The 19582-nt window shown below is 70.8% G+C and carries 21 protein-coding genes; 5 read left to right on the top strand and 16 right to left on the bottom strand.

The window, feature by feature from the left end; genetic code table 11:
- Nucleotides 1–294: 294 nt before the first annotated feature.
- The gene (locus ACFV57_RS32085; RefSeq protein WP_385239402.1) at nt 295–1452 is read left to right on the top strand and encodes a hypothetical protein; all 1158 of its coding nucleotides are present in this window, start codon (nt 295–297) and stop codon (nt 1450–1452) included.
- 23 nt (nt 1453–1475) lie between these two features.
- Entirely contained in the window at nt 1476–1916 is a 441-nt protein-coding gene (locus tag ACFV57_RS32080; RefSeq protein ID WP_385239400.1) for a hypothetical protein, read from the top strand.
- A 217-nt stretch (nt 1917–2133) separates the two neighbouring features.
- On the opposite strand, the gene ACFV57_RS32075 is transcribed toward ACFV57_RS32080, so the two are convergent.
- Nucleotides 2134–3687: a hypothetical protein gene (locus ACFV57_RS32075; protein ID WP_385239398.1), complete on the bottom strand. Its 1554-nt coding sequence runs from the start codon at nt 3685–3687 to the stop codon at nt 2134–2136.
- Nucleotides 3688–3959: 272 nt separating this feature from the next.
- Here ACFV57_RS32075 and ACFV57_RS32070 point away from each other — a divergent pair, with 272 nt between their 5' ends.
- Both ACFV57_RS32070 and dapA read left to right on the top strand, forming a co-directional pair.
- The gene (locus ACFV57_RS32070; RefSeq protein WP_385239396.1) at nt 3960–5837 is read left to right on the top strand and encodes an endonuclease/exonuclease/phosphatase family protein; all 1878 of its coding nucleotides are present in this window, start codon (nt 3960–3962) and stop codon (nt 5835–5837) included.
- Nucleotides 5838–5967: 130 nt separating this feature from the next.
- A complete protein-coding gene (dapA, locus tag ACFV57_RS32065) occupies nt 5968–6879 on the top strand; it encodes a 4-hydroxy-tetrahydrodipicolinate synthase (protein WP_385239394.1) in 912 nt (303 codons plus the stop codon).
- On the opposite strand, the gene ACFV57_RS32060 is transcribed toward dapA, so the two are convergent.
- The 7 genes from ACFV57_RS32060 to ACFV57_RS32030 all read right to left on the bottom strand — a co-directional run bounded on the left by ACFV57_RS32060 (nt 6836) and on the right by ACFV57_RS32030 (nt 12189).
- Complete coding sequence (locus tag ACFV57_RS32060) at nt 6836–7642, bottom strand: EI24 domain-containing protein (RefSeq protein WP_385239392.1); 807 nt, start codon at nt 7640–7642, stop codon at nt 6836–6838. The genes dapA and ACFV57_RS32060 overlap by 44 nt on opposite strands.
- A 57-nt stretch (nt 7643–7699) precedes the next feature.
- On the bottom strand, nt 7700–8413 hold the full coding sequence (locus ACFV57_RS32055) for a hypothetical protein (protein ID WP_385239390.1): 714 nt from the start codon (nt 8411–8413) through the stop codon (nt 7700–7702).
- Nucleotides 8410–8574, bottom strand: a complete 165-nt coding sequence (locus ACFV57_RS32050; RefSeq protein WP_385239388.1) for a hypothetical protein — start codon at nt 8572–8574, stop codon at nt 8410–8412. The genes ACFV57_RS32055 and ACFV57_RS32050 overlap by 4 nt, the downstream gene beginning before the upstream one ends.
- A gap of 215 nt (nt 8575–8789) precedes the next feature.
- The gene (dapD, locus tag ACFV57_RS32045) at nt 8790–9779 is read right to left on the bottom strand and encodes a 2,3,4,5-tetrahydropyridine-2,6-dicarboxylate N-succinyltransferase (protein WP_385239386.1); all 990 of its coding nucleotides are present in this window, start codon (nt 9777–9779) and stop codon (nt 8790–8792) included.
- A 186-nt stretch (nt 9780–9965) separates the two neighbouring features.
- Complete coding sequence (locus ACFV57_RS32040; protein WP_385239384.1) at nt 9966–10511, bottom strand: TetR/AcrR family transcriptional regulator; 546 nt, start codon at nt 10509–10511, stop codon at nt 9966–9968.
- The gene (locus tag ACFV57_RS32035) at nt 10511–10831 is read right to left on the bottom strand and encodes a DMT family transporter (protein ID WP_385239382.1); all 321 of its coding nucleotides are present in this window, start codon (nt 10829–10831) and stop codon (nt 10511–10513) included. Before ACFV57_RS32035 ends, ACFV57_RS32040 begins: the two co-directional genes overlap by 1 nt.
- A gap of 20 nt (nt 10832–10851) precedes the next feature.
- Entirely contained in the window at nt 10852–12189 is a 1338-nt protein-coding gene (locus ACFV57_RS32030; protein WP_385239380.1) for a tetratricopeptide repeat protein, read from the bottom strand.
- Nucleotides 12190–12506: 317 nt separating this feature from the next.
- Between ACFV57_RS32030 and ACFV57_RS32025 the strand changes: the two genes are divergently transcribed.
- On the top strand, nt 12507–12731 hold the full coding sequence (locus ACFV57_RS32025) for a hypothetical protein (protein ID WP_385239378.1): 225 nt from the start codon (nt 12507–12509) through the stop codon (nt 12729–12731).
- Nucleotides 12732–12811: 80 nt separating this feature from the next.
- Here ACFV57_RS32025 and ACFV57_RS32020 read toward each other — a convergent pair whose 3' ends face one another.
- Genes ACFV57_RS32020 through ACFV57_RS31985 form a run of 8 tightly spaced genes read right to left on the bottom strand, consistent with a single transcriptional unit; the run spans nt 12812 to nt 19481 of the window.
- A complete protein-coding gene (locus tag ACFV57_RS32020) occupies nt 12812–13144 on the bottom strand; it encodes a metal-sulfur cluster assembly factor (protein ID WP_073760145.1) in 333 nt (110 codons plus the stop codon).
- Nucleotides 13141–13599 carry a Fe-S cluster assembly sulfur transfer protein SufU gene (gene sufU, locus ACFV57_RS32015; RefSeq protein WP_003983960.1) on the bottom strand — a complete coding sequence of 153 codons (459 nt, stop codon included), beginning with the start codon at nt 13597–13599 and terminating at the stop codon, nt 13141–13143. The genes ACFV57_RS32020 and sufU overlap by 4 nt, the downstream gene beginning before the upstream one ends.
- A gap of 20 nt (nt 13600–13619) precedes the next feature.
- Nucleotides 13620–14876, bottom strand: a complete 1257-nt coding sequence (locus tag ACFV57_RS32010) for a cysteine desulfurase (RefSeq protein WP_385239376.1) — start codon at nt 14874–14876, stop codon at nt 13620–13622.
- The gene (gene sufC, locus ACFV57_RS32005) at nt 14873–15637 is read right to left on the bottom strand and encodes a Fe-S cluster assembly ATPase SufC (RefSeq protein WP_030021262.1); all 765 of its coding nucleotides are present in this window, start codon (nt 15635–15637) and stop codon (nt 14873–14875) included. Before sufC ends, ACFV57_RS32010 begins: the two co-directional genes overlap by 4 nt.
- A gap of 6 nt (nt 15638–15643) precedes the next feature.
- Complete coding sequence (locus ACFV57_RS32000; protein ID WP_385239374.1) at nt 15644–15979, bottom strand: non-heme iron oxygenase ferredoxin subunit; 336 nt, start codon at nt 15977–15979, stop codon at nt 15644–15646.
- Nucleotides 15976–17160 carry a Fe-S cluster assembly protein SufD gene (gene sufD / locus ACFV57_RS31995; protein WP_385239372.1) on the bottom strand — a complete coding sequence of 395 codons (1185 nt, stop codon included), beginning with the start codon at nt 17158–17160 and terminating at the stop codon, nt 15976–15978. The genes ACFV57_RS32000 and sufD overlap by 4 nt, the downstream gene beginning before the upstream one ends.
- 54 nt (nt 17161–17214) lie before the next feature.
- Nucleotides 17215–18636, bottom strand: coding sequence for a Fe-S cluster assembly protein SufB (gene sufB, locus ACFV57_RS31990; protein ID WP_385239371.1), 1422 nt, complete (start codon nt 18634–18636; stop codon nt 17215–17217).
- Entirely contained in the window at nt 18633–19481 is an 849-nt protein-coding gene (locus tag ACFV57_RS31985; protein ID WP_385239369.1) for a helix-turn-helix transcriptional regulator, read from the bottom strand. The genes sufB and ACFV57_RS31985 overlap by 4 nt, the downstream gene beginning before the upstream one ends.
- Nucleotides 19482–19582 lie beyond the last annotated feature (101 nt).

Here is a 19582-nt window from a genome sequence, read left to right as displayed (position 1 = left end):
ATTTATCGCGTACCTCCTTGACCGCCGACCGGCACGGCAATAGACAGTCCCTACCTGCATCACCCGTAGGGAGAGCGGAGCGCCCGCAGCCGCACGGAGCCGCCCGGGGAGCGGTCCGTGCCGGGTTCCCGCCCTCCCCTGAGAGCCCGCCGCCGTGCCGGCCCGGGCTCGTGAAGCGAACGCGGTCCCGCCCAGGGCCGTGTCCGCCCGTGCGCAGGAGCACTCCCGCTCGTACGGCACGGGCGCTCGGCCGAGAGCCGCGCGGGACGCCCACCGGGGAAGAGGTGGTCTGGTGTGAACCAGCCCGAGATGATGCGCGGACCCACCGGCGGTCAGGTCAGCGACACCTCCCGCCAACAGGCACTTTCCGACTTCATGCACCCGCAGAACCCGACCGCGAACGTCGTCGGCTTCGGTCACGGTGTGAAGTGGGTCAACGGCGAGCCCACGGGCGAGGAAGCCGTCCTGGTCTTCGTCACGCAGAAGGTCCCGGAGTCGATGCTCCCCGAACGGGACGTGATTCCGCGGGAGATGGACGACGGTACCCCGACCGACGTCCTGGCCGTGGGCCACATCTCCGCGCAGGCCCAGCAGCGCGTACCGGGCGGTCAGGGCCGGTCCATGGCGCAGGAACAGGGCCTGGGGACCAACGGCGGCCGGATGAGCGCGCTCGCCCAGCCGCTGCTCGAAGAGCTGAGCCAGCTCGGCAGCGCCCTGGAGCCGCAGCTCCTCAAGCGCCGGATGCGCCCCTGCCCGGCCGGCTTCTCGGTCGGCAACGTGCAGGTCACCGCCGGCACGCTGGGCAGCGTGGTGTACGACTTCCTGCCCGGCGCCCAGACCAACCCGCCGGCGCCCGGCCTCGGCGTACCGGGCAAGTTCTACATCCTGAGCAACAACCACGTCCTGGCGGACTCCAACCGGGCGCCGCTGGGCAGCTCCGTCCTGCAGCCGGGCAAGTTCGACGGCGGTACGGACCCCGCGGACCGGATCGGCACGCTGGACCGTTTCATCTCGATCCAGTTCGCCCCGCAGATCCCCCTGACGCAGCACAACAACGTGGTGGACGCGGCGCTGGCGAAGGTCGAGTTCGAGGACGCCACCCGGCAGCAGTACTTCAGCGGCGCGCCGCGCGCGTGGCGCCGCAAGTCGTCGGTCGCGGTGGGCGACCTGGTCAAGAAGACCGGCCGGACCACCAACATCAGCTTCGGGCGGATCGTCTCCACCGACGCCACGGTCGACGTCAACTACGGCTCGGCCGGCACGGCGCGCTTCAAGGACCAGATCATGACCACGAACATCTCGGCGGGCGGCGACTCCGGTTCGCTGGTGACCTCGCTGGACAACGTCGCGGTCGGTCTGCTCTTCGCGGGCTCTTCGACGGTGACCATCGTCAACCACATCGAGACCGTCCGCGCGCTGCTGCGCGTCGAGGTCGCCGAGCAGCTGGCCTGACCCACCGAGCCCTAGGGAGAGCCATGACAAGCGCAGCGCAGAAGAAGAAGGGGCCGGGCCACGAGCACCAGTTCGTCAACGCCCAGGGTTCCGAGGTCAAGACCCGGGACGAGGCGTTCGCCGTACAGCGCGACGTCTCCGCCGAGGCCCTCCAGGTCACCCAGAAGATGGCGCTCCACAACCAGGCGCTCACCTTCGACATGGAGGTCAACTACAACCCGAACACCAACGTCATCACGGGCGGCCGGATCACCACCGGCATCTGCGGCGCGCCGTGGGACATCACCGGCGGCTCGATCGGCACCTCGCTGCGGATCGACGCCAAGCGTCCGGGCAGCGGCGGCAACTGCGCCGCGACGGTCACGATCATCGGCCAGTTCCAGGTCCCGCTGTCCTACCGCGGCACCTACGGCTTCAACGGCCAGTCCACCTCGTTCAACCACACGACACAGCTGGTGTGCTGACCCGGCCGGTGTGCTGACGGCGCACCGCCGCGGAAGACGCCGGCGGGCGGCGGGAGCACCGTGCTGCTCCGGCCGCCCGCCGGTCGTGAGGGTCCCGGTTTCCCGGAGGCGCGTGCGCTCCCGGGGGACCGGGGCAGGCACGCACCTCAGGTCAACAGGGGCGCGTGCGCTCCTCGGGAAGCCGGGGAGCCTGCGCGTGCGCGGGCGCGTCCGCCGCTCAGTCGCCCTGCCGGGACCGTGCCTTGAAGGCGGCCTTACGGGCCTCCTTGGCGGCCTTCTTGTCCGGGTGGAGGCGGCCCATGGCCTCCAGTACGTCGGCGGTCGCCGGGTGGTCCACCCGCCAGGCGGCGTCGAAGAAGCCGTTGTGCTGGCCGACCACGCCCTCGACGAGGCCGCGCAGCTCGGCCGCGCTCTCCTCGTCGGCCTCGGCCGCGCCGAGCTGCGCCGCGATGGTGTCCACGGTCAGCCAGAAGATCATGTCCTGGGTCGGCTCGGGGATGTCGGTGGCGCCGTGCTCGGCCAGCCACACCCGGGCCAGGCCGCCCAGCTGCCCGTCGTCGAGCACCTCGCGCAGCGCGGGCTCGGCCTCCGGTCCGGCCAGCGACAGCGTCTGCTGGCAGGCCAGCCGGCGCAGCGGGCCGTCCTCGTCGTTGCCGCGGGCGGCGGCGAGCAGGTCGCGGGCGGCGTCGACGGGCGTACGGGCCGCGAGCCACTGCTCGGACTCGGCCTGCGCCAGGGGCTCCGGGTAGCCGGGCAGGGCGTCCAGGAGGACGTCGGCGCCCTTGTCGGTGAGGTCGCCGACGGCCGGGGCGTCGACGCCCGCGTCCAGCATCCGGGCGCGTACGGCGTAGACGCCGAGCGGGGTGAGGCGGACCATGCCGTAGCGGGAGACGTCCTCGTCCTCCAGAGGCTCGGCGGTGGGGGTCCCCCCTGGACCGGAGCCTGTCGAAGGCCCTTGGGGGAGGACCGTGGCGCCGTCCTCGTCCAGCTCCTCGATGAGCGCCTCGTCCACCGGCTGGTAGGCGACCAGCCCGATCGGCTCCAGCACCCGGAACTGGTCGTCGAGCCGCATCATCGCCTCGGACACCTCTTCGAGGATGTCGTCGGTCGGCTCGTCCATGTCGTCCGGCACGATCATGGAGGCGGCGAGGGCGGGCAGCGGCACGGCCTGCCCGGGGTCCTCGTTCAGGGCGGTGAGCAGGTAGAGGTTGCCGAGGATGCCGTCCAGCAGCTCGGCCTCCTCCTCCGGGTTCCAGTCGATCGCGTCGAGGTCCAGCTCGCCGCCCTCGGCGATCTGGTCGGCGATGTCGGAGAGGTCGGGGGCCACGGCGTCGGCCAGTACGGTCTCCATGCCGCCGAGCCAGATGTCCAGGATGTCCTGCGGGCTGCCGGAGGTCAGCAGCGCCAGTTCCTCGCCGGGGGTGGCGGTGCCGGCCGCGGCGCCGCCGGGCAGCTCGTCGCCGTCCCCGGAGGTCTCGGCGTCCTCCTCCGCGCTCTCCTCGATCTCCACCAGGCCGGTGTCCACCGCGAGCTGCCAGGCCTCGGCGGTGTATCCGGCGCCGTCCTCGTCGGCGGCCAGGCCGAGGTGCTCGACGGCGGTGGCCAGCTGCTCCTGGAGGAGCTCGCCGCCGACTCCGACGGGAACGCCGGGCTCGGCCCAGCGGGCCAGCTGCGCGGCCCGGGCGAACAGCGGTGCGCTCAGCGCGTCCCGCGCCAGCTCCGCGTCGGAGTGCAGCCGCACCGGCGGCAGGGTGGGGCGGTCTGCGGACATCTCGGGCTCAGCTCCTCGTGCGGACTACGGCTCGTGCGAGGCCCCAGCGTAGACGGAATTCCGTGCATCTCGGGCGGTTCACCTGGGTTTCCGTACCCGTACACCTGGCGAGCCTTGACAACTGCCGTGGCCACACAAGAGATTGACGCGCGTAGAGGCTGCCGGACCGTTTCCGCTCCGCTGCGTTTGTGCCTACTCCGCCGCTTTCCCGTCCTCTCCGCTGGTTCCCGCTCCCTTCTCGTCCCCCCTCGCCCGCCTTCCGGAGGCCCTCCGTGTCCGCGCAGATACCGCCGCACACACCGCCGCACGTCCCGATCCGCACGCCCCGCCGCCGCGCGCCGCGCAGGTCCGCCGCGCTGACCGCGGTGGCCGCCGCCGCGCTGGCCGGCGGGCTGCTCGCCGTGCCGCAGACCGCCTCGGCCGCGGTCACCCGTATCCACGACATCCAGGGCACGACCCGCGTCTCGCCGTTCGCGGGCAAGCAGGTCGCCGACGTCCCCGGCACGGTCACGGCGGTACGCGCCTTCGGCTCGGCCCGCGGCTTCTGGGTGCAGGACCCGCGGCCGGACCGCGACCCGGCCACCAGCGAGGCCGTCTTCGTCTTCACCGGCAAGCAGACGCCGAAGGCCGCCGTCGGCGACTCGGTGCGGGTCTCCGGGACGGTCACCGAGTACTACCCGGGCGGCGAGCGGGCCGGGCTGCAGTCCGTCACCGAGATCACCGACGCCTCCTGGACGGTGGTGTCCTCCGGCAACCCGCTCCCGGCCGCCTTCGAGCTCGACGCCGCGAGCGTGCCGGACCGCTACGCGCCGTCCGCGGGCGGCAAGAGCATCGAGGCGCTGCCGCTGCGCCCGCGCTCGTACGCCCTGGACCGCTTCGAGTCCCTGGAGGGGATGCGGGTCTCGCTCAGCGACGCGTCCGTCGTCGGGCCCACGAACACGCACAACGAGCTGTGGGCGACCGCCGAGCCCCGCCACAACCGCACCGTGCGCGGCGGCGCGCTCTACGGCTCGTACCAGGACCCGAACCCGGGCCGCGTCAAGATCACTTCGCTGCTCCCGTTCGCGCAGCGGCCCTTCCCGGCGGCCGACACCGGCGACCGGCTGACCGGCACCACCGCGGGCCCGCTGGACTACGACAACTTCGGCGGGTACGGGATCGCCGCCACCGAGCTGGGCACGCTCGACGACCGCGGTCCGGCCCGCGAGACCACCCGCAAGCAGTCCGCGGACGAGCTGGCCGTGGCCACGTACAACGTCGAGAACCTCTCCCCCAGGACGCCGCCCGCCAAGTTCGCGCGGCTGGCCGAGGCGCTGGTGAAGAACCTGGCCTCGCCGGACATCGTGGCGCTGGAGGAGGTACAGGACGACAACGGCCCCACGGACGACGGAACCGTCTCCGCGGGCGCGACGCTCAAGCAGCTCACCGAGGCCGTCAAGGCGGCCGGCGGCCCGTCCTACGAGTGGCGGCAGATCGACCCGGCGAACAACCAGGACGGCGGCCAGCCCGGCGGCAACATCCGGACCGCGTTCCTCTACAACCCGGCCCGGGTGACCTTCACGGACGTCTCCGGCGGTGACGCCACCACCCCGGTCAAGGTCACCGGCTCCCAGGGCAGGCCCCGCCTCTCCGCCTCGCCCGGCCGCATCGACCCCGGCAACGCGGCCTGGTCGAACAGCCGCAAGCCGCTGGCCGGCCAGTTCGGCTTCCGGGGCCGCCCGGTCTTCGTCGTCGCCAACCACTTCAACTCCAAGGGCGGCGACCAGGGCCTCGACAGCCGCTTCCAGCCCCCGGCCCGTACGTCGGAGACCCAGCGCGTCCAGCAGGCGAAGGCCGTGCACACCTTCGTCGAGGACGTCCTGGCCGTGGACCCGAAGGCCGACGTGGTGGTGGCGGGCGACCTCAACGACTACCAGTTCTCGCCCGCGCTCAAGACCCTCACCGCCGGCGGCGTCCTCACGGACCTGGTCGACCGGCTGCCGCGCGGCGAGCGCTACGGCTACGTCTACCAGGGCAACTCGCAGGTACTGGACCACATGCTCACCAGCCGCCACCTGCGCCGCGTGGACTACGACATCGTCCACATCAACGCCGAGTACGCGGACCAGTCCAGCGACCACGACCCGCAGGTCCTGCGCCTGAAGCCGTAGCCCTGCCGGCCCGGCACCTTGCCGGCCCGACGCCCTGCTCGGCCCGGCTTGCCAACCGTAGCAATGCTTAAAGGTCGCACCAGCACATCTAAGTAGACCTGAAGACTGCGGCGGGGACAGACTCCGCTCCATGACCTCGACGAGCACCGTCCCGTCCCCGCCGCCCTTCGGCCGCACCGCCGCCGCCATGATCACGCCGTTCCGCGCCGACGGCAGCCCGGACCCCGACGGCGCTCAGCGCCTCGCCGCCCACCTCGTCGACGAGGGCTGTGACGGCCTCGTCCTGAGCGGCACCACCGGCGAGTCCCCGACGACCACCGACGCCGAGAAGGAGGCCCTGATCCGAGCCGTCGTCGAGGCGGTCGGCGACCGGGCGCGGATCACCGCCGGGGTCGGCACCAGCGACACCCGGCACAGCGTCGCACTGGCCCGCGCCGCCGAACGCGCCGGCGCCCACGGCCTGCTCGTCGCCGCCCCCGCCTACTCCTGCCCCGGCCAGGAGGCCGTCGCCCACCACCTGCGTACGGTCGCCGACGCCACCGGCCTGCCGGTCCTGCTCTACGACATCCCCGGCCGCACCGGAACCGGCACCGCGCTGGCCGCCGACACCCTCCTTCGCCTCGCGGAACACCCTCGCGTCCAGGGCGTCAAGGACTGCGCGTACGACCTCATGAAGACCGCGAAGGCGCTGGCCACGACCGGCCTCGCCTACTACGCGGGGTGCGACGAGCAGACCCTCCCCCTGCGCGCCATGGGCGCCGTCGGCTGCGTCAGCACGGTCGCCAACGCCGCGCCCCGGGAGGTACGGGCCGTCCTCGACGCGTACGACGCGGGCGACCCGGCCGGGGCCCGGCGCCGCTACCTCCGCCTCGTCCCGCTCATCGCGGCGATGATGGGAACGGAACACCCCGGCGCGGTCACCGCCAAGGCGCTCCTCAACACGCTCGGGCTGCCCGCCGGGCCGGTCCGCGCGCCGCTGCTGGCAGCGGGCCCCGAGGTCACCAGCGAGCTGGCGACGGCCCTGAAGGCTGCCCAGCGGTAGCTCCGTCCTCCTCCGCCGCTTCCTCGTCCTCCTCTGTGAGATCACGGACGAGCAGCGTCGCGCCGGCCACCGCGCCCGGCATCAGGAACACCGCCACGAACGGCACCAGGAACAGCAGCACCAGCGGGGTGCCGAAGCCGACGGCGAGCCCCTTGCGGCCGCGCAGCATCCGCAGCCGCTCCCGCACGGGGATGCCGCGCCGCTGCATCGCCACCGAGGTCAGCTCCACCGTGAGGAAGAAGCCCGAGACGCAGAAGCCGATCGCGGGCACCACGGTCTGCCCGACCACCGGGAGGAACCCCAGCGCGAAGAAGAGCAGCCCGAAACCGGCGGCACGCACCAGTACATGCACACTGTCCCTGAGCGAGATCCACAGCTCCCGCCACAGCGACAGGCCGAGGTCCGGCGGGCAGCCGCCTTCGCTCTCCTCGACCCGCTCCGACAGCGACTCGTAGAACGGGTCGCCGATCAGCAGCGTGACGGCGGTGAAGGTCAGTACGGACAGCAGCAGCCCGCCCGCGAACAGCAGCGCGACGAACAGCCCGCGCAGCACCCCCTGCCAGGGCGAACCCCAGCCGTCGGCGAAGGGCGTCGCCCAGGCGGCGAGGTCGCCCGCGTAGAAAGCCAGCGCGACCAGCGCCCCCGCGTACAGCACGAGGGCGATGAGCGCGGGAATCATCCCGAACCCCCACCACCGGCCGTGCCCGGCAACCCAGCGCTGCCCCTTCCCCAAGTACCCCGTTCCCGCCACAAGATCGCGCATGGTGGTCACCCTAGCCGCCGCATGGCCGGCGTCCGTCTCCGTGGCGTACGGATACGGTTACGGAGCCTGGCCCCCGCCCGTGAACCGGGCCAGCTGGCGCTGGAGCCAGTCGAGGCGGGCCTGCATCAGCGACGCCTCGGCGGCCAGCTCGGGAACGGTACGGGCCCCGGACGCCGCCCGCTCCGCGACGTCGTCCTCCCCGGCCTCCGGCTCGCCGCCCGCCACGATCCGCAGCGGCCCGCCCCCGCACCGTACGAACTCCGCGAAGCTCACCGCCGTCCAGGGCGCGAACGCCGTACGCCCGCGCCGGGCCGCGCACCCCGCGCAGATGGCCGTCAGCACCCGCCAGCCCGTACGGCCCCACCCCGCGTCCGCGAACGCGCTCGGCATCCGGCCGCACACACACGCGCCGACCCGCGCCACCCGTACCCGCTGCCGCGCGTACCGCATCCCGCGCTCGAAGCGGATGTACGCCCCGAGGACGGTGACCTCCAGCAGCACGGCCCTGCGGTACTGACTGGCACACGCCAGGGCCAGAGCCTGGTCGAAGGTGTGCACGCAGTAGAAACCGCAGTCGCAGCGCAGGGCCGGGCTGCGGTGCCGCCTCCCGTACACACAGCGCGCCTCGTCCACGAACCCGTACGGGAGCGCGCCCCCGAGCGAGACTCCGGCGAACCCGGTCCGGGTGCCGTCGTGGGAGATCACGGGATGCGCGAGCTTGAAGCCCTCGGGCGGCGTCGCGGGCCGCTCCTCGGGCAGCCGCAGCCTCATCGCCCGGCGGGCACCGGGACCTGCTCCGGCTCCGGCACGCCGTCGACCGCCGCCTCCTCCTCGGGAAGCGCGGTCCGCACGGCCGTCTCCGGCACGGCCGCCCTCTCCGGACGCTCCACATCCTCCGCGACACCGACAGCGAGCGCTTTACCCAGCCTCATGACGCCTCCCGGTACGGATCGGTCCGCCGGACTCCTCGGACTCCTCGGGTTTTGTTGAACACCGTCCCGCCATGGTGGCCCAGAAACGCCCCGGTTGGCACCGTCCGATACCGGCCACAGCGCCCGCCGCGCACGACGGCGGCCCGGCGGAAAGGTTCCCGCCGGGCCGCCGTGCGTACCGGGTGCGCCGCTGGTGCCGGGTGCGGCGCCACGGCTCAGTTGTGACTGTGCAGGACCTCGTTCAGGCCGCCCCAGTTGGCCTTGTTGGGGCGGGCCTCGACGGTGCCGGTGGTGGAGTTGCGGCGGAAGAGGATGTTGTCGGCGCCGGACAGCTCGGCGGCCTTGACGATCTGGCCGTCGGGCATGGTGACGCGGGTGCCCGCGGTCACGTACAGGCCCGCCTCGACCACGCACTCGTCGCCCAGCGCGATGCCGATGCCGGACTCCGCGCCGAGCAGGCAGCGCTCGCCGATCGAGATGATCTGCTTGCCGCCGCCGGACAGGGTGCCCATGGTGGAGGCGCCGCCGCCGATGTCCGAACCGTCGCCGATGACGACGCCCGCGGAGATCCGGCCCTCGACCATCGAGGTGCCGAGGGTGCCCGCGTTGAAGTTGACGAAGCCCTCGTGCATGACGGTGGTGCCGGCGGCGAGGTGCGCGCCGAGCCGCACCCGGTCCGCGTCGGCGATCCGTACGCCCGCCGGGGTGACGTAGTCGGTCATCCGCGGGAACTTGTCGACGCTGGTGACCGCCAGGTGCAGGCCCTCGGCGCGGGCGTTCAGGCGCGCGGTCTCCACCTGGTCGACGGGCACCGGGCCCAGCGAGGTCCAGGCGACGTTCGCCAGCAGCCCGAACATGCCCTCCAGGCTCTGCCCGTGCGGCTTGACCAGCCGGTGGCTGAGCAGGTGCAGGCGCAGGTACACGTCGTGCGCGTCCAGCGGCTTGTCGTCCAGCGAGGAGACGACCGTACGGACGGCCACGACCTCGACGCCACGGCGCGGGTCGGGGCCGGTCGCCTTCGGCGCGGCCTCCCCGATCAGCTCGACGGCCCGCTCGTCGGTCAGCCGCTCGGTCCCGGCCGGGCCGGGGTCGGCCACCAGCTCGGGCGCGGGGAACCAGGTGTCGAGGACGGTGCCGTCGGTGGTGACGGTGGCGAGACCGGCGGCAACGGCGCCGGTAGTACGTGAGGTGGCAGCTTCGGTCATGCCGAAAACCTAACCGGAGGGGGGCCGCCGAGGCGAACCGGTCCCGGGGGCCGGGACGGGGAATCAGGCCAGGCCCCCGAGCCCGCCCCCGGACCGGCAGTCGACCGGAAGCGCCGCGGGCCGTCGGCCGCGAAGTCCACCACCCGGCGGACCACCGTACGGGTCACCGGAAGCCACCGGCCCGCCTCAGCCGATCACCCTCGCCACCGCGTCCCGCACCTCCACCCGGTCGAACTCCCGCCCCGTCAGCAGATGTTGCAGCATCAGCCCGTCGATCAGCCCGACCAGCGCCCGCGCGGTCCCCTCGTCACCGGTCCGCCGCGCCAACAGCCCGACCATCGCGTCGAGGCACTCGGCGGCGAGCGGCCGCACCACCTCGTGACGCAGCGCGGCGAGATACAGCTCGTACTCCAGCTCCACCCGCGCCCGGCCCCGCTCTCCGCCCAGCCACTCCTCGACCAGCCGCGTCACCTCGTCCGCGAGCGGGACCGCCGGGTCCACGCCCCGCGCCCACACCTCGATCCCGGCCAGCCACTCCCCGTTGACCTGCCGCAACGCCGCCATCAACAGGTCGTCCAGGGAGGCGAAGTGATACGTGGTGGACCCCAGCGGCACGTCCGCCTCGGCCGCCACCGCCCGGTGGCTGAGCCCGGCGATGCCCCGTTCGCCCACCACGGTGATCGCCGCGTCGATGATCCGCTGCGGCCGGTCCGGGTCGTAACGCCGCGGCATCAGTGCGTCCCGCCCAGATTCAGTACGACGACCCCCGCGATCACCAGCACCACCCCGATGATCCGTACGGCGGTCGCCGCCTCCCCGAGAAAGACCATCCCGATCGCCGCCACCACGGCCGTCCCGGCCCCGGACCAGATCGCGTACGCCGTCCCGACGTCCATCGTCTTCAGCGTCTTCGCGAGCAGCACGAACGCCACGACATACCCCAGCACCGTGCCCAGCGAGGGCCACAGCCTGCTGAAGCCGTCACTGAACTTCATCGAGGTCGTCGCGAGAATCTCGGAGATGATCGCCGCGGCAAGCGTCACGTACACCATACGTACGAGCGTACACAACGTTACGTACGACCGTACGCAACGGCTCCTCGCGCCCGGTCGTACAGGTCGCGGGCGGCCGCGTTCTTCAGATAGGGGCGCAGCAGCGGCAGCACCCGCTTCATTCGCTCGTCGGCGCGTCCGGACTTCACCATGGGATATTCGTCCAGTGCCAGACTCCATGTCCGGCAGGCCGCCTCCAGATGGCCGACATGCAATTGGCGTTCGGCGAGCAAACCACGGCGGTGGACTCGGTCACGCCGGTAAACGCTGAGGCGCTCCCGGTCCGACTGCTTCAGCGCTTCCACCGCTCCGCGGTCGTCGCCCAGCTCGAAGCGGACTTGGCTGACGTGGTAGTGGAGTGACGCGGGGTCGTACGAGCCGAACGCCTTGCCTCGTGATTCGGCGCGGTCCATCGCCACTTCCGCTTCGCTCATGAAGCGAAGAGCGTTTGTCCGATCTCCCGTCTGTGCGGCGGCGTGGGCCTGCTGCCCGGCGAGAAACGCACGCATCCGTGGGCCCGCTTGGGGCGAGGCGGCGGCAGCCGCATCCGCGAGCCTCATTGCCTCGTTTCCATGACCCAAGTCGACCGCCTGCACACTCATACCCCGGAGCGTCGTGCAGTAGGTGAGATGGTCCTTCGCCGCGCCCGCCAGCTCAAGGGCTTTGATGTAGTAACGCTGCGCCAGGCCGTGCGATCCCTCGTCCACGGCCATGTACCCCGTCAGGTAGCAGAGATCGGACGCTGCCGATCGCATGGCATTTCTCACCGCCTCTGTGCCGTCCGCGTCGAGCGCCGGCACGACGATGCTCGTGAGGAACGATGCCGCCATAGGGCGTGCGTACCGGCCGCCGAATTCGTCATCGAGTTCGGACAGACGGTCAGTCATAGCAGTGACCATCTGCACGTCGTTCATACCGACATGTGCGGTCTTCCCGGACCGTACGTCTTCGGCCCTGGCGACAACCTCAGGCCAGCCGGGGATGGTCAGAGCGACAGAGAACAGACCGGCCCCGAGCACGCCACGCCGCGTCGGGTCGGTGTCCATCCTCCCCAGCTCGATCAGGCCTTCCACCGTACCCACCGGCTCGGACGCATGAGCGATGGGAGTGGGAAAACCCGCCTCGCCATGGGTGATCGGGCGGTTCAGATGACGGGAGAACGCCTCGATGATCAGCCGAGGCACCGGCTCGCGCGGCATGGTCCCGCCCAGCCAGTGATGAACGGCGCTGCCGTTGTAACGCAAGGGCGTGCCGTGCTCGGTGCCGACCCGGTTCACGGCGCGCGCACACTGGTCCAAAGTCCAACGGCTCTCCTTGACCAAACGCCGCAACGCGCTGTTCGGTGTTCGCTCAGCCATGCCAACTCCCGGGTTTAAAGGCTTTAAACGCGCACCTGCTTGCCAACGGTACCGCCGTCGGCCGCAGGGGAGTTGACTGGTTGAGCAATCACTGCGGAGAGGAATGAACCTTGCCCCGGAAGCGCGTTCGCCCCGCCCCGATGACAGGTGACACCCCGCGCGGGAGCGGGAAACGGTGACAGCCACCGGTTGCCGCCCGCCAGGCCGGCTCCGCTCACGACGCCGCGCGTGACCTGCCCTTTCTCACCGTCTACCTACTGGCGAGCGCACTCGCGCGACTCCAGTCCGCAAGCAGTTCCCCCACGGAGGTACAGCGCATGACCCATCGCTTCGAGAACCTCTCCCCCGCCGAAACCGCCCGCGAAATCATGTGCGACCTCGGCGAGGCCGCGCGGGCCGTCGGTGTCCAGTTCCCCAGCATGCGGCTGGACCCGCATCCGGTTGCCGGGCTCGGGGCGCCTACGCACCTCATCGAGACCGGCCGTATCAACCTCACCACCGCCATGCAGATGACCGAGGTGTTCCGCGCGGCGCGCACATAGCCACCCGGACATGGAAATGGCTGTGCCCGCCGGAATTTCCCGGCGGGCACAGCCATACCCGTAAAGCGATCCCTGCGGAATCAGACGTTGAACCCCAGTGCCCGGAGCTGCTCACGTCCGTCGTCGGTGATCTTGTCGGGGCCCCACGGCGGCATCCAGACCCAATTGATCTTCAGTTCGTTGACGATGCCGTCCGTGGCGGACTTCGCCTGGTCCTCGATGACGTCGGTCAGCGGGCAGGCCGCCGAGGTGAGCGTCATGTCGATGGTGGCGATGTTGGCGTCGTCCACGTGGATGCCGTAGATCAGGCCCAGGTTGACGACGTCGATGCCCAGCTCGGGGTCGACGACGTCGTACAGGGCCTCGCGGACCTCTTCCTCCGAGGCCGGCTTCGTGGTCACTGCGTCGGTCATGCGGTCTTCGCCTCCTCGGACAAAGCCTTGGCCGTGGCGTCCTTCCAGGCCATCCAGCTCAGCAACGCGCACTTCACGCGTGCCGGGTACTTCGAGACGCCGGCGAACGCGACCGCGTCCTCCAGCACCTCCTCCATCGCGTCGTCCGGCTCCAGCTGGCCGCGCGACTGCATCAGCTCCAGGAAGGTCTCCTGGATCTTCTGCGCCTCGCCCAGCTCCTTGCCGACCAGCAGGTCGTTGAGCACGGACGCGCTGGCCTGGCTGATGGAGCAGCCCTGGCCCTCGTACGACACATCTTCCACGGTCGCACCGTTGAGCCGCACGCGCAGGGTGATCTCGTCACCGCAGGTCGGGTTGACGTGGTGCACCTCGGCGTCGCCGTCCCGAAGACCGCGCCCGTGCGGGTGCTTGTAGTGGTCCAGGATGACGTCCTGGTACATGGAATCCAGCTTCACGGCTCAGTCAGTCCTCGTCCTCATCCGAAGAAGTTGCGGACGTGCTCCAGCCCCTCGACGAGGGCGTCGACCTCGGCCGGAGTGGAGTACAGGTAGAAAGACGCTCGCGTGGTCGCGGGAATTCCGTACCGCAGGCAGACCGGCCGCGCGCAGTGGTGGCCGACCCGGACGGCGATGCCCTGCTCGTCGAGCACCTGGCCCACGTCGTGCGGGTGGATGTCGCCGAGCGTGAAGGAGATCGTCGCGCCGCGGTCCTCGGCCGTGGAGGGGCCGATGATGCGCAGGTCCGGGACCTCCAGCAGCCGCCGTACGGCGTACTCGGTGATCGCGTGCTCGTGCGCGGCGATGTTCTCCATGCCGATCGAGGTCAGATAGTCCACGGCCGCGCCGAGGCCGACGGCCTGGGCGATCGGGGGCGTACCGGCCTCGAACTTGTGGGGGGCGGGGGCGTAGGTCGAGGAGTGCATGGACACCGTCTCGATCATTTCGCCGCCGCCGAGGAACGGCGGGAGGTCCTCCAGCAGCTCCTGGCGGCCCCACAGGACGCCGATGCCGGTCGGGCCGCACATCTTGTGGCCGGTGAAGGCCACGAAGTCGGCCTGCAGCGCCTGCACGTCCAGCACCATGTGCGGGGCGGCCTGCGAGGCGTCGATGCAGACCAGCGCGCCGACCTCCTGGGCGCGGCGGATGATCGCCTCGACCGGGTTGACGGTGCCCATCAGGTTGGAGACCAGCGTGAAGGAGACGATCTTCGTACGGTCGGTGATGACCTCGTCGATCGTGTCCAGGTCGAGGCGGCCGTCGTCGGTCAGCCCGAACCACTTCAGCTTCGCGCCGGTGCGCTGCGAGAGCAGCTGCCACGGCACGATGTTGGAGTGGTGCTCCATCTCCGTGATGACGATCTCGGTGTCGTGGTCGACGCGGTACGGCTCGTCCGCCCAGCCGAGCATGTTCGCCACGAGGTTGAGCGACTCGGAGGCGTTCTTGGTGAAGATCACCTCGTCGCGGCTCGGCGCGTTGACGAAGGCGGCGACCTTGTCGCGCGCGCCCTCGTACAGCGCCGTGGCCTCCTCGGCGAGCACGTGCACGCCGCGGTGGACGTTGGCGTTGTAGCGCTCGTAGTACCCGTTCAGCGCGTCGAGCACCTGGCGGGGCTTCTGGGAGGTGGCCGCGTTGTCCAGGTACACGACCTTCTTCCCGTCATGGATCTGTCGGTCCAGGATGGGGAAGTCCTTGCGGATCGCCTCTGTGTCGAGGAGGCCCGGCAGCTTTGTCACGCGGTTGCGCCACCCTTCACGTACTCCTCGTAGCCCTCGGCCTCCAGCTTGTCCGCCAGCTCCGGGCCGCCGGACTCGGCGATCCGGCCGTTGGCGAAGACATGCACGTGGTCGGGCTTGATGTACCGCAGGATGCGGGTGTAGTGGGTGATCAGCAGGGTGCCCACGTCACCGGACTCGCGGACGCGGTTGACGCCCTCGGAGACGACGCGCAGCGCGTCGACGTCCAGGCCGGAGTCGGTCTCGTCGAGGATCGCGATCTTCGGCTTGAGCAGCTCCAGCTGGAGGATCTCGTGGCGCTTCTTCTCACCGCCGGAGAAGCCCTCGTTGACGTTGCGCTCGGCGAAGGCCGGGTCCATGGACAGGCGCTCCATGGCCTCCTTGACCTCCTTGACCCACGTACGCAGCTTGGGGGCCTCGCCGCGGATGGCGGTGGCCGAGGTACGCAGGAAGTTGGAGACCGAGACGCCGGGAACCTCGACCGGGTACTGCATGGCGAGGAAGACGCCGGCGCGGGCGCGCTCGTCGACGGACATCTCCAGGACGTCCTCGCCGTCGAGGGTGACGGTGCCGCCGGTGATCGTGTACTTGGGGTGACCCGCCAGCGAGTAGGCGAGGGTGGACTTGCCGGAGCCGTTGGGGCCCATGATGGCGTGCGTCTCGCCCTGCTTCACGGTCAGGTCGACGCCCTTCAGGATCTCGCGCGAGCCGTTCTCGGCTTCGACGGAGACGTGCAGGTCGTGGATCTCAAGCGTTGCCATGGGGACTCAGGACTCCTGGGTGACGGAGACGAGCACGGAAGCGTCCGGGCCCTCTCCTTCGATCTTTACGGGGTATACGGGGACGGGCTGCACGGCCGGGGGGCCGGACGGCTTGCCGGTGCGCAGGTCGAAGCTGGAGCCGTGCAGCCAGCACTCGATCGCGCAGCCGTCCACCTCGCCCTCGGACAGGGAGACGTTCGCGTGCGAGCAGATGTCGTTGATCGCGAACACCTCCCCTTCGGCACGGACGAGGGAGATCGGCACACCGTCGATCTCGACGCGTTTGGGGGTGTCCGCCTCCAGCTCGCTCAGCCCGCAGACGCGTACGTAGGCCGGGCTCATGCCACGGACGCTTCCAGCTCGGCCTCGATCTTGGCGATCAGGCGCTCCTCCACGTCCGGCAGACCGATCTGCTGGACGAGTTCGGTGAAGAAACCGCGGACGACCAGGCGGCGGGCCTCGTCGGCCGGGATGCCGCGGGCCATCAGGTAGAACAGCTGCTCGTCGTCGAAGCGGCCGGTGGCGCTCGCGTGCCCGGCGCCGACGATCTCGCCGGTCTCGATCTCCAGGTTGGGCACCGAGTCGACCCGCGCGCCGTCGGTCAGCACCAGGTTGCGGTTGAGCTCGTAGGTGTCCGTGCCGGTGGCGGCGGCGCGGATGAGCACGTCGCCGATCCAGACGGCGTGCGCGTCCTGGCCCTGGAGGGCGCCCTTGTAGACGACGTTGGAGCGGCAGTTGGCCGCCTCGTGGTCGACGAAGAGGCGGTGCTCCTGGTGCTGGCCGTTGTCGGTGAAGTACAGGCCGTAGAACTCGGCCTCGCCGCCGGGGGCCGCGTACGTCACGCGCGGGTGCAGCCGGACCAGGTCGCCGCCGAAGGTGACGACCACGGACTTGAAGCCGGCGTCCCGGCCGACCAGCGCGTTGTGCTGGGCGACGTGGACGGCGTCGTCGTCCCAGTCCTGCACCGAGACGACGGTCAGCTTGGCGCCGTCGCCGATCAGGTAGTCGACGTTGGCGGCGAGCGTGGCGTCGCCGGTGTGGTCGATCACGACGACGGCCTCGGCGAACGCGCCCAGCTCGATGACCTGGTGGCCGAAGGCGGTGCCGCCCTCGCCGCGCACGGTGATGCGGATCGGCTCGTCGAGCACCGTCTCCTTGGGCACCGTCACGACGGACGCCTTCTCGAAGGAGCTGTACGCCTGGGCGGCGATCCGGTCGACGGGCTTGCCGGCCTTGCCGACACGGGGGTCGGCGCGGTCGACGAGCTCGTGGGTGACGCCCTCGGGCGCCGTGATGTCGATCTTCAGGTCCGCGCCGGACGCGACGGCGGTGCCGTCGTGCAGGCCCTTGAGGCGCGCGAGGGGCGTGAAGCGCCACTCCTCCTCGCGGCCGTGCGGCACCGGGAAGTCCGCCACGTCGTAGGACGGCGGCGCGCTCATCCGGGTGGCGACGGTGGACTCGGCGGCCACCGCGATCGAGCCGGTGGTTGTCGAACCCGCCGGGATTGTCTGAGCCTCAGCCATGGCTGTCGTCGTGCTCTCTTCCTCGTGAGAATTCAGTCGCTGCGTGCGGTGGCGTCAGCCGACCGCGCCTTCCATCTGCAGCTCGATCAGCCGGTTCAGCTCCAGCGCGTACTCCATGGGCAGCTCGCGGGCGATCGGCTCGACGAAGCCGCGCACGATCATCGCCATCGCCTCGTCCTCGGACAGGCCGCGCGCCATCAGGTAGAAGAGCTGATCGTCGCTGACCTTGGAGACGGTCGCCTCGTGGCCCATGGTGACGTCGTCCTCGCGGACGTCCACGTACGGGTAGGTGTCCGAGCGGGAGATCGTGTCGACGAGCAGGGCGTCACAGAGCACGTTGGACTTGGAGCCCTCGGCGCCCTCGCCGATCTCGATCAGACCGCGGTAGGACGTACGGCCACCGGCCCGCGCCACCGACTTGGAGACGATGTTGGAGGACGTACGGGGGGCCATGTGGACCATCTTGGCGCCCGCGTCCTGGTGCTGGCCCTCGCCCGCGAAGGCGATGGACAGGGTCTCGCCCTTGGCGTGCTCGCCCATCAGGTAGACGGCCGGGTACTTCATCGTCACCTTGGAGCCGATGTTGCCGTCGACCCACTCCATGGTCGCGCCCTCGTAGGCGACGGCGCGCTTGGTGACCAGGTTGTAGACGTTGTTCGACCAGTTCTGGATCGTCGTGTAGCGGCAGCGGCCGCCCTTCTTCACGATGATCTCGACGACCGCGGAGTGCAGCGAGTCGGACTTGTAGATCGGCGCCGTGCAGCCCTCGACGTAGTGGACGTAGGCGTCCTCGTCGACGATGATCAGCGTCCGCTCGAACTGGCCCATGTTCTCGGTGTTGATCCGGAAGTAGGCCTGCAGCGGGATGTCGACGTGCACGCCCGGGGGCACGTAGATGAACGAGCCGCCCGACCAGACCGCGGTGTTCAGCGAGGCGAACTTGTTGTCGCCCGCGGGGATCACCGTGCCGAAGTACTCCTTGAAGAGCTCCGGGTGCTCCTTGAGCGCGGTGTCGGTGTCCAGGAACAGGACGCCCTGCTGCTCCAGGTCCTCGCGGATCTGGTGGTAGACGACCTCGGACTCGTACTGCGCGGCGACGCCCGCGACCAGCCGCTGCTTCTCCGCCTCGGGGATGCCCAGCTTGTCGTAGGTGTTCTTGATGTCCTCGGGCAGGTCCTCCCAGGAGGCGGCCTGCTGCTCCGTGGAACGCACGAAGTACTTGATGTTGTCGAAGTCGATGCCCGACAGGTCCGAGCCCCAGTTCGGCATGGGCTTCTTGCCGAAGAGCTTCAGGCCCTTGAGGCGGAGCTTGAGCATCCACTCGGGCTCGTTCTTCTTGCCGGAGATGTCGCGGACGACCTCTTCGGACAGGCCGCGCTTGGCGGAAGCGCCGGCCACGTCGGAGTCGGCCCAGCCGTATTCGTACGTGCCCAGGCCCTCAAGCTCAGGGTGAGCAGTCTCCGTGGGGAGAGTCATGCGGGGTTCCTCCCGGCCGTGCTTGCAGAAGCGTTGGTGGTCTTGGTGGTGCTGTGGGTGGTCTTGCCGGCGGCCTCGCGGCCCTTCGGGACGAAGGTCGTGCAGACACCGTCGCCGTGGGCGATGGTGGCAAGACGTTGCACGTGGGTCCCCAGCAGGCGGGAGAAGACCTCGGTCTCCGCCTCGCACAGCTGCGGGAACTGCTCGGCGACGTGGGCGACCGGGCAGTGGTGCTGGCAGAGCTGCTCACCTTGCTGATGACTGGGCGCGCTGCGTGCCGTAGCAGCGTACCCGTCCGCGGTCAACGCCTCGGCAAGCGCCTGTGTACGGTCCTCGGGCGACGCGGCCTCGACCGCTTCCCGATAGCCCTCGGCCAGCGCCGCGAACCGGGCGCGGGCGAACGCCGCGACCGCGGCTCCGCCCAGCTCGCCGCCGCCGGCGCTCTCCGCGATCCAGCGCAGCGCGTCGGCCGCGAGCTGGTCGTAGGACTGGTCGAAGGCGTCCCGGCCGCAGTCGGTGAGGGCGAAGACCTTGGCCGGGCGGCCGCGGGTGCGCGCGCCGTAGACGCGCTTCTCGCGGGGCTCGACCACGTTCTCCGCGACGAGGGTGTCGAGGTGGCGGCGGACGGCCGCCTGGGTCAGCTCCAGCCTGAGGGCCAGCTCGGCCGCGGTGGACGGACCGTGGTCGAGGATGGAGCGCGCGACGCGGTTGCGCGTGCCCTGCTGCTCGTCGTGGGACGGCGCGGCACCGGATGCGGACCGCGGCGCCCGTGCGGGCGTGGGGCGGTCCGGCCCGCCGGCCGGGCGGGCCGCGGTGCCTTCCTGGTCCTCGCTCGCGTATTTCACAACGCCATTGTTGCGTAATTCCTCAAGCCGAGACAACCCTCGACCGGATCACCGACAGGTGGCCTCGATCACTTAGGGTCACCTAATCGCCCTGCCCGGAG

The organism is Streptomyces sp. NPDC059788, assembly GCF_042732265.1.
In the GTDB taxonomy this organism is placed as follows: Bacteria; Actinomycetota; Actinomycetes; order Streptomycetales; family Streptomycetaceae; genus Streptomyces.
The sequence above is the reverse complement of the archived record's forward strand: the minus strand, read 5'-3'. Positions and strand labels throughout refer to the sequence as shown.

What these genes read in the sequence shown, in the direction of transcription:
- ACFV57_RS32035 (WP_385239382.1), bottom strand. Translation starts at nt 10,831, where the DNA reads ATGGTGTACGTGACGCTTGCCGCGGCGATCATCTCCGAGATTCTCGCG.
- ACFV57_RS32060 (WP_385239392.1), bottom strand. Translation starts at nt 7,642, where the DNA reads ATGCGCGATCTTGTGGCGGGAACGGGGTACTTGGGGAAGGGGCAGCGC.
- sufB (WP_385239371.1), bottom strand. Translation starts at nt 18,636, where the DNA reads ATGACTCTCCCCACGGAGACTGCTCACCCTGAGCTTGAGGGCCTGGGC.
- ACFV57_RS32025 (WP_385239378.1), top strand. Translation starts at nt 12,507, where the DNA reads ATGACCCATCGCTTCGAGAACCTCTCCCCCGCCGAAACCGCCCGCGAA.
- ACFV57_RS32000 (WP_385239374.1), bottom strand. Translation starts at nt 15,979, where the DNA reads ATGAGCCCGGCCTACGTACGCGTCTGCGGGCTGAGCGAGCTGGAGGCG.
- sufC (WP_030021262.1), bottom strand. Translation starts at nt 15,637, where the DNA reads ATGGCAACGCTTGAGATCCACGACCTGCACGTCTCCGTCGAAGCCGAG.
- dapA (WP_385239394.1), top strand. Translation starts at nt 5,968, where the DNA reads ATGACCTCGACGAGCACCGTCCCGTCCCCGCCGCCCTTCGGCCGCACC.
- ACFV57_RS32020 (WP_073760145.1), bottom strand. Translation starts at nt 13,144, where the DNA reads ATGACCGACGCAGTGACCACGAAGCCGGCCTCGGAGGAAGAGGTCCGC.
- ACFV57_RS32030 (WP_385239380.1), bottom strand. Translation starts at nt 12,189, where the DNA reads ATGGCTGAGCGAACACCGAACAGCGCGTTGCGGCGTTTGGTCAAGGAG.
- dapD (WP_385239386.1), bottom strand. Translation starts at nt 9,779, where the DNA reads ATGACCGAAGCTGCCACCTCACGTACTACCGGCGCCGTTGCCGCCGGT.
- ACFV57_RS32040 (WP_385239384.1), bottom strand. Translation starts at nt 10,511, where the DNA reads ATGCCGCGGCGTTACGACCCGGACCGGCCGCAGCGGATCATCGACGCG.
- ACFV57_RS32055 (WP_385239390.1), bottom strand. Translation starts at nt 8,413, where the DNA reads ATGAGGCTGCGGCTGCCCGAGGAGCGGCCCGCGACGCCGCCCGAGGGC.
- ACFV57_RS32075 (WP_385239398.1), bottom strand. Translation starts at nt 3,687, where the DNA reads ATGTCCGCAGACCGCCCCACCCTGCCGCCGGTGCGGCTGCACTCCGAC.
- ACFV57_RS32050 (WP_385239388.1), bottom strand. Translation starts at nt 8,574, where the DNA reads ATGAGGCTGGGTAAAGCGCTCGCTGTCGGTGTCGCGGAGGATGTGGAG.
- ACFV57_RS32080 (WP_385239400.1), top strand. Translation starts at nt 1,476, where the DNA reads ATGACAAGCGCAGCGCAGAAGAAGAAGGGGCCGGGCCACGAGCACCAG.
- sufD (WP_385239372.1), bottom strand. Translation starts at nt 17,160, where the DNA reads ATGGCTGAGGCTCAGACAATCCCGGCGGGTTCGACAACCACCGGCTCG.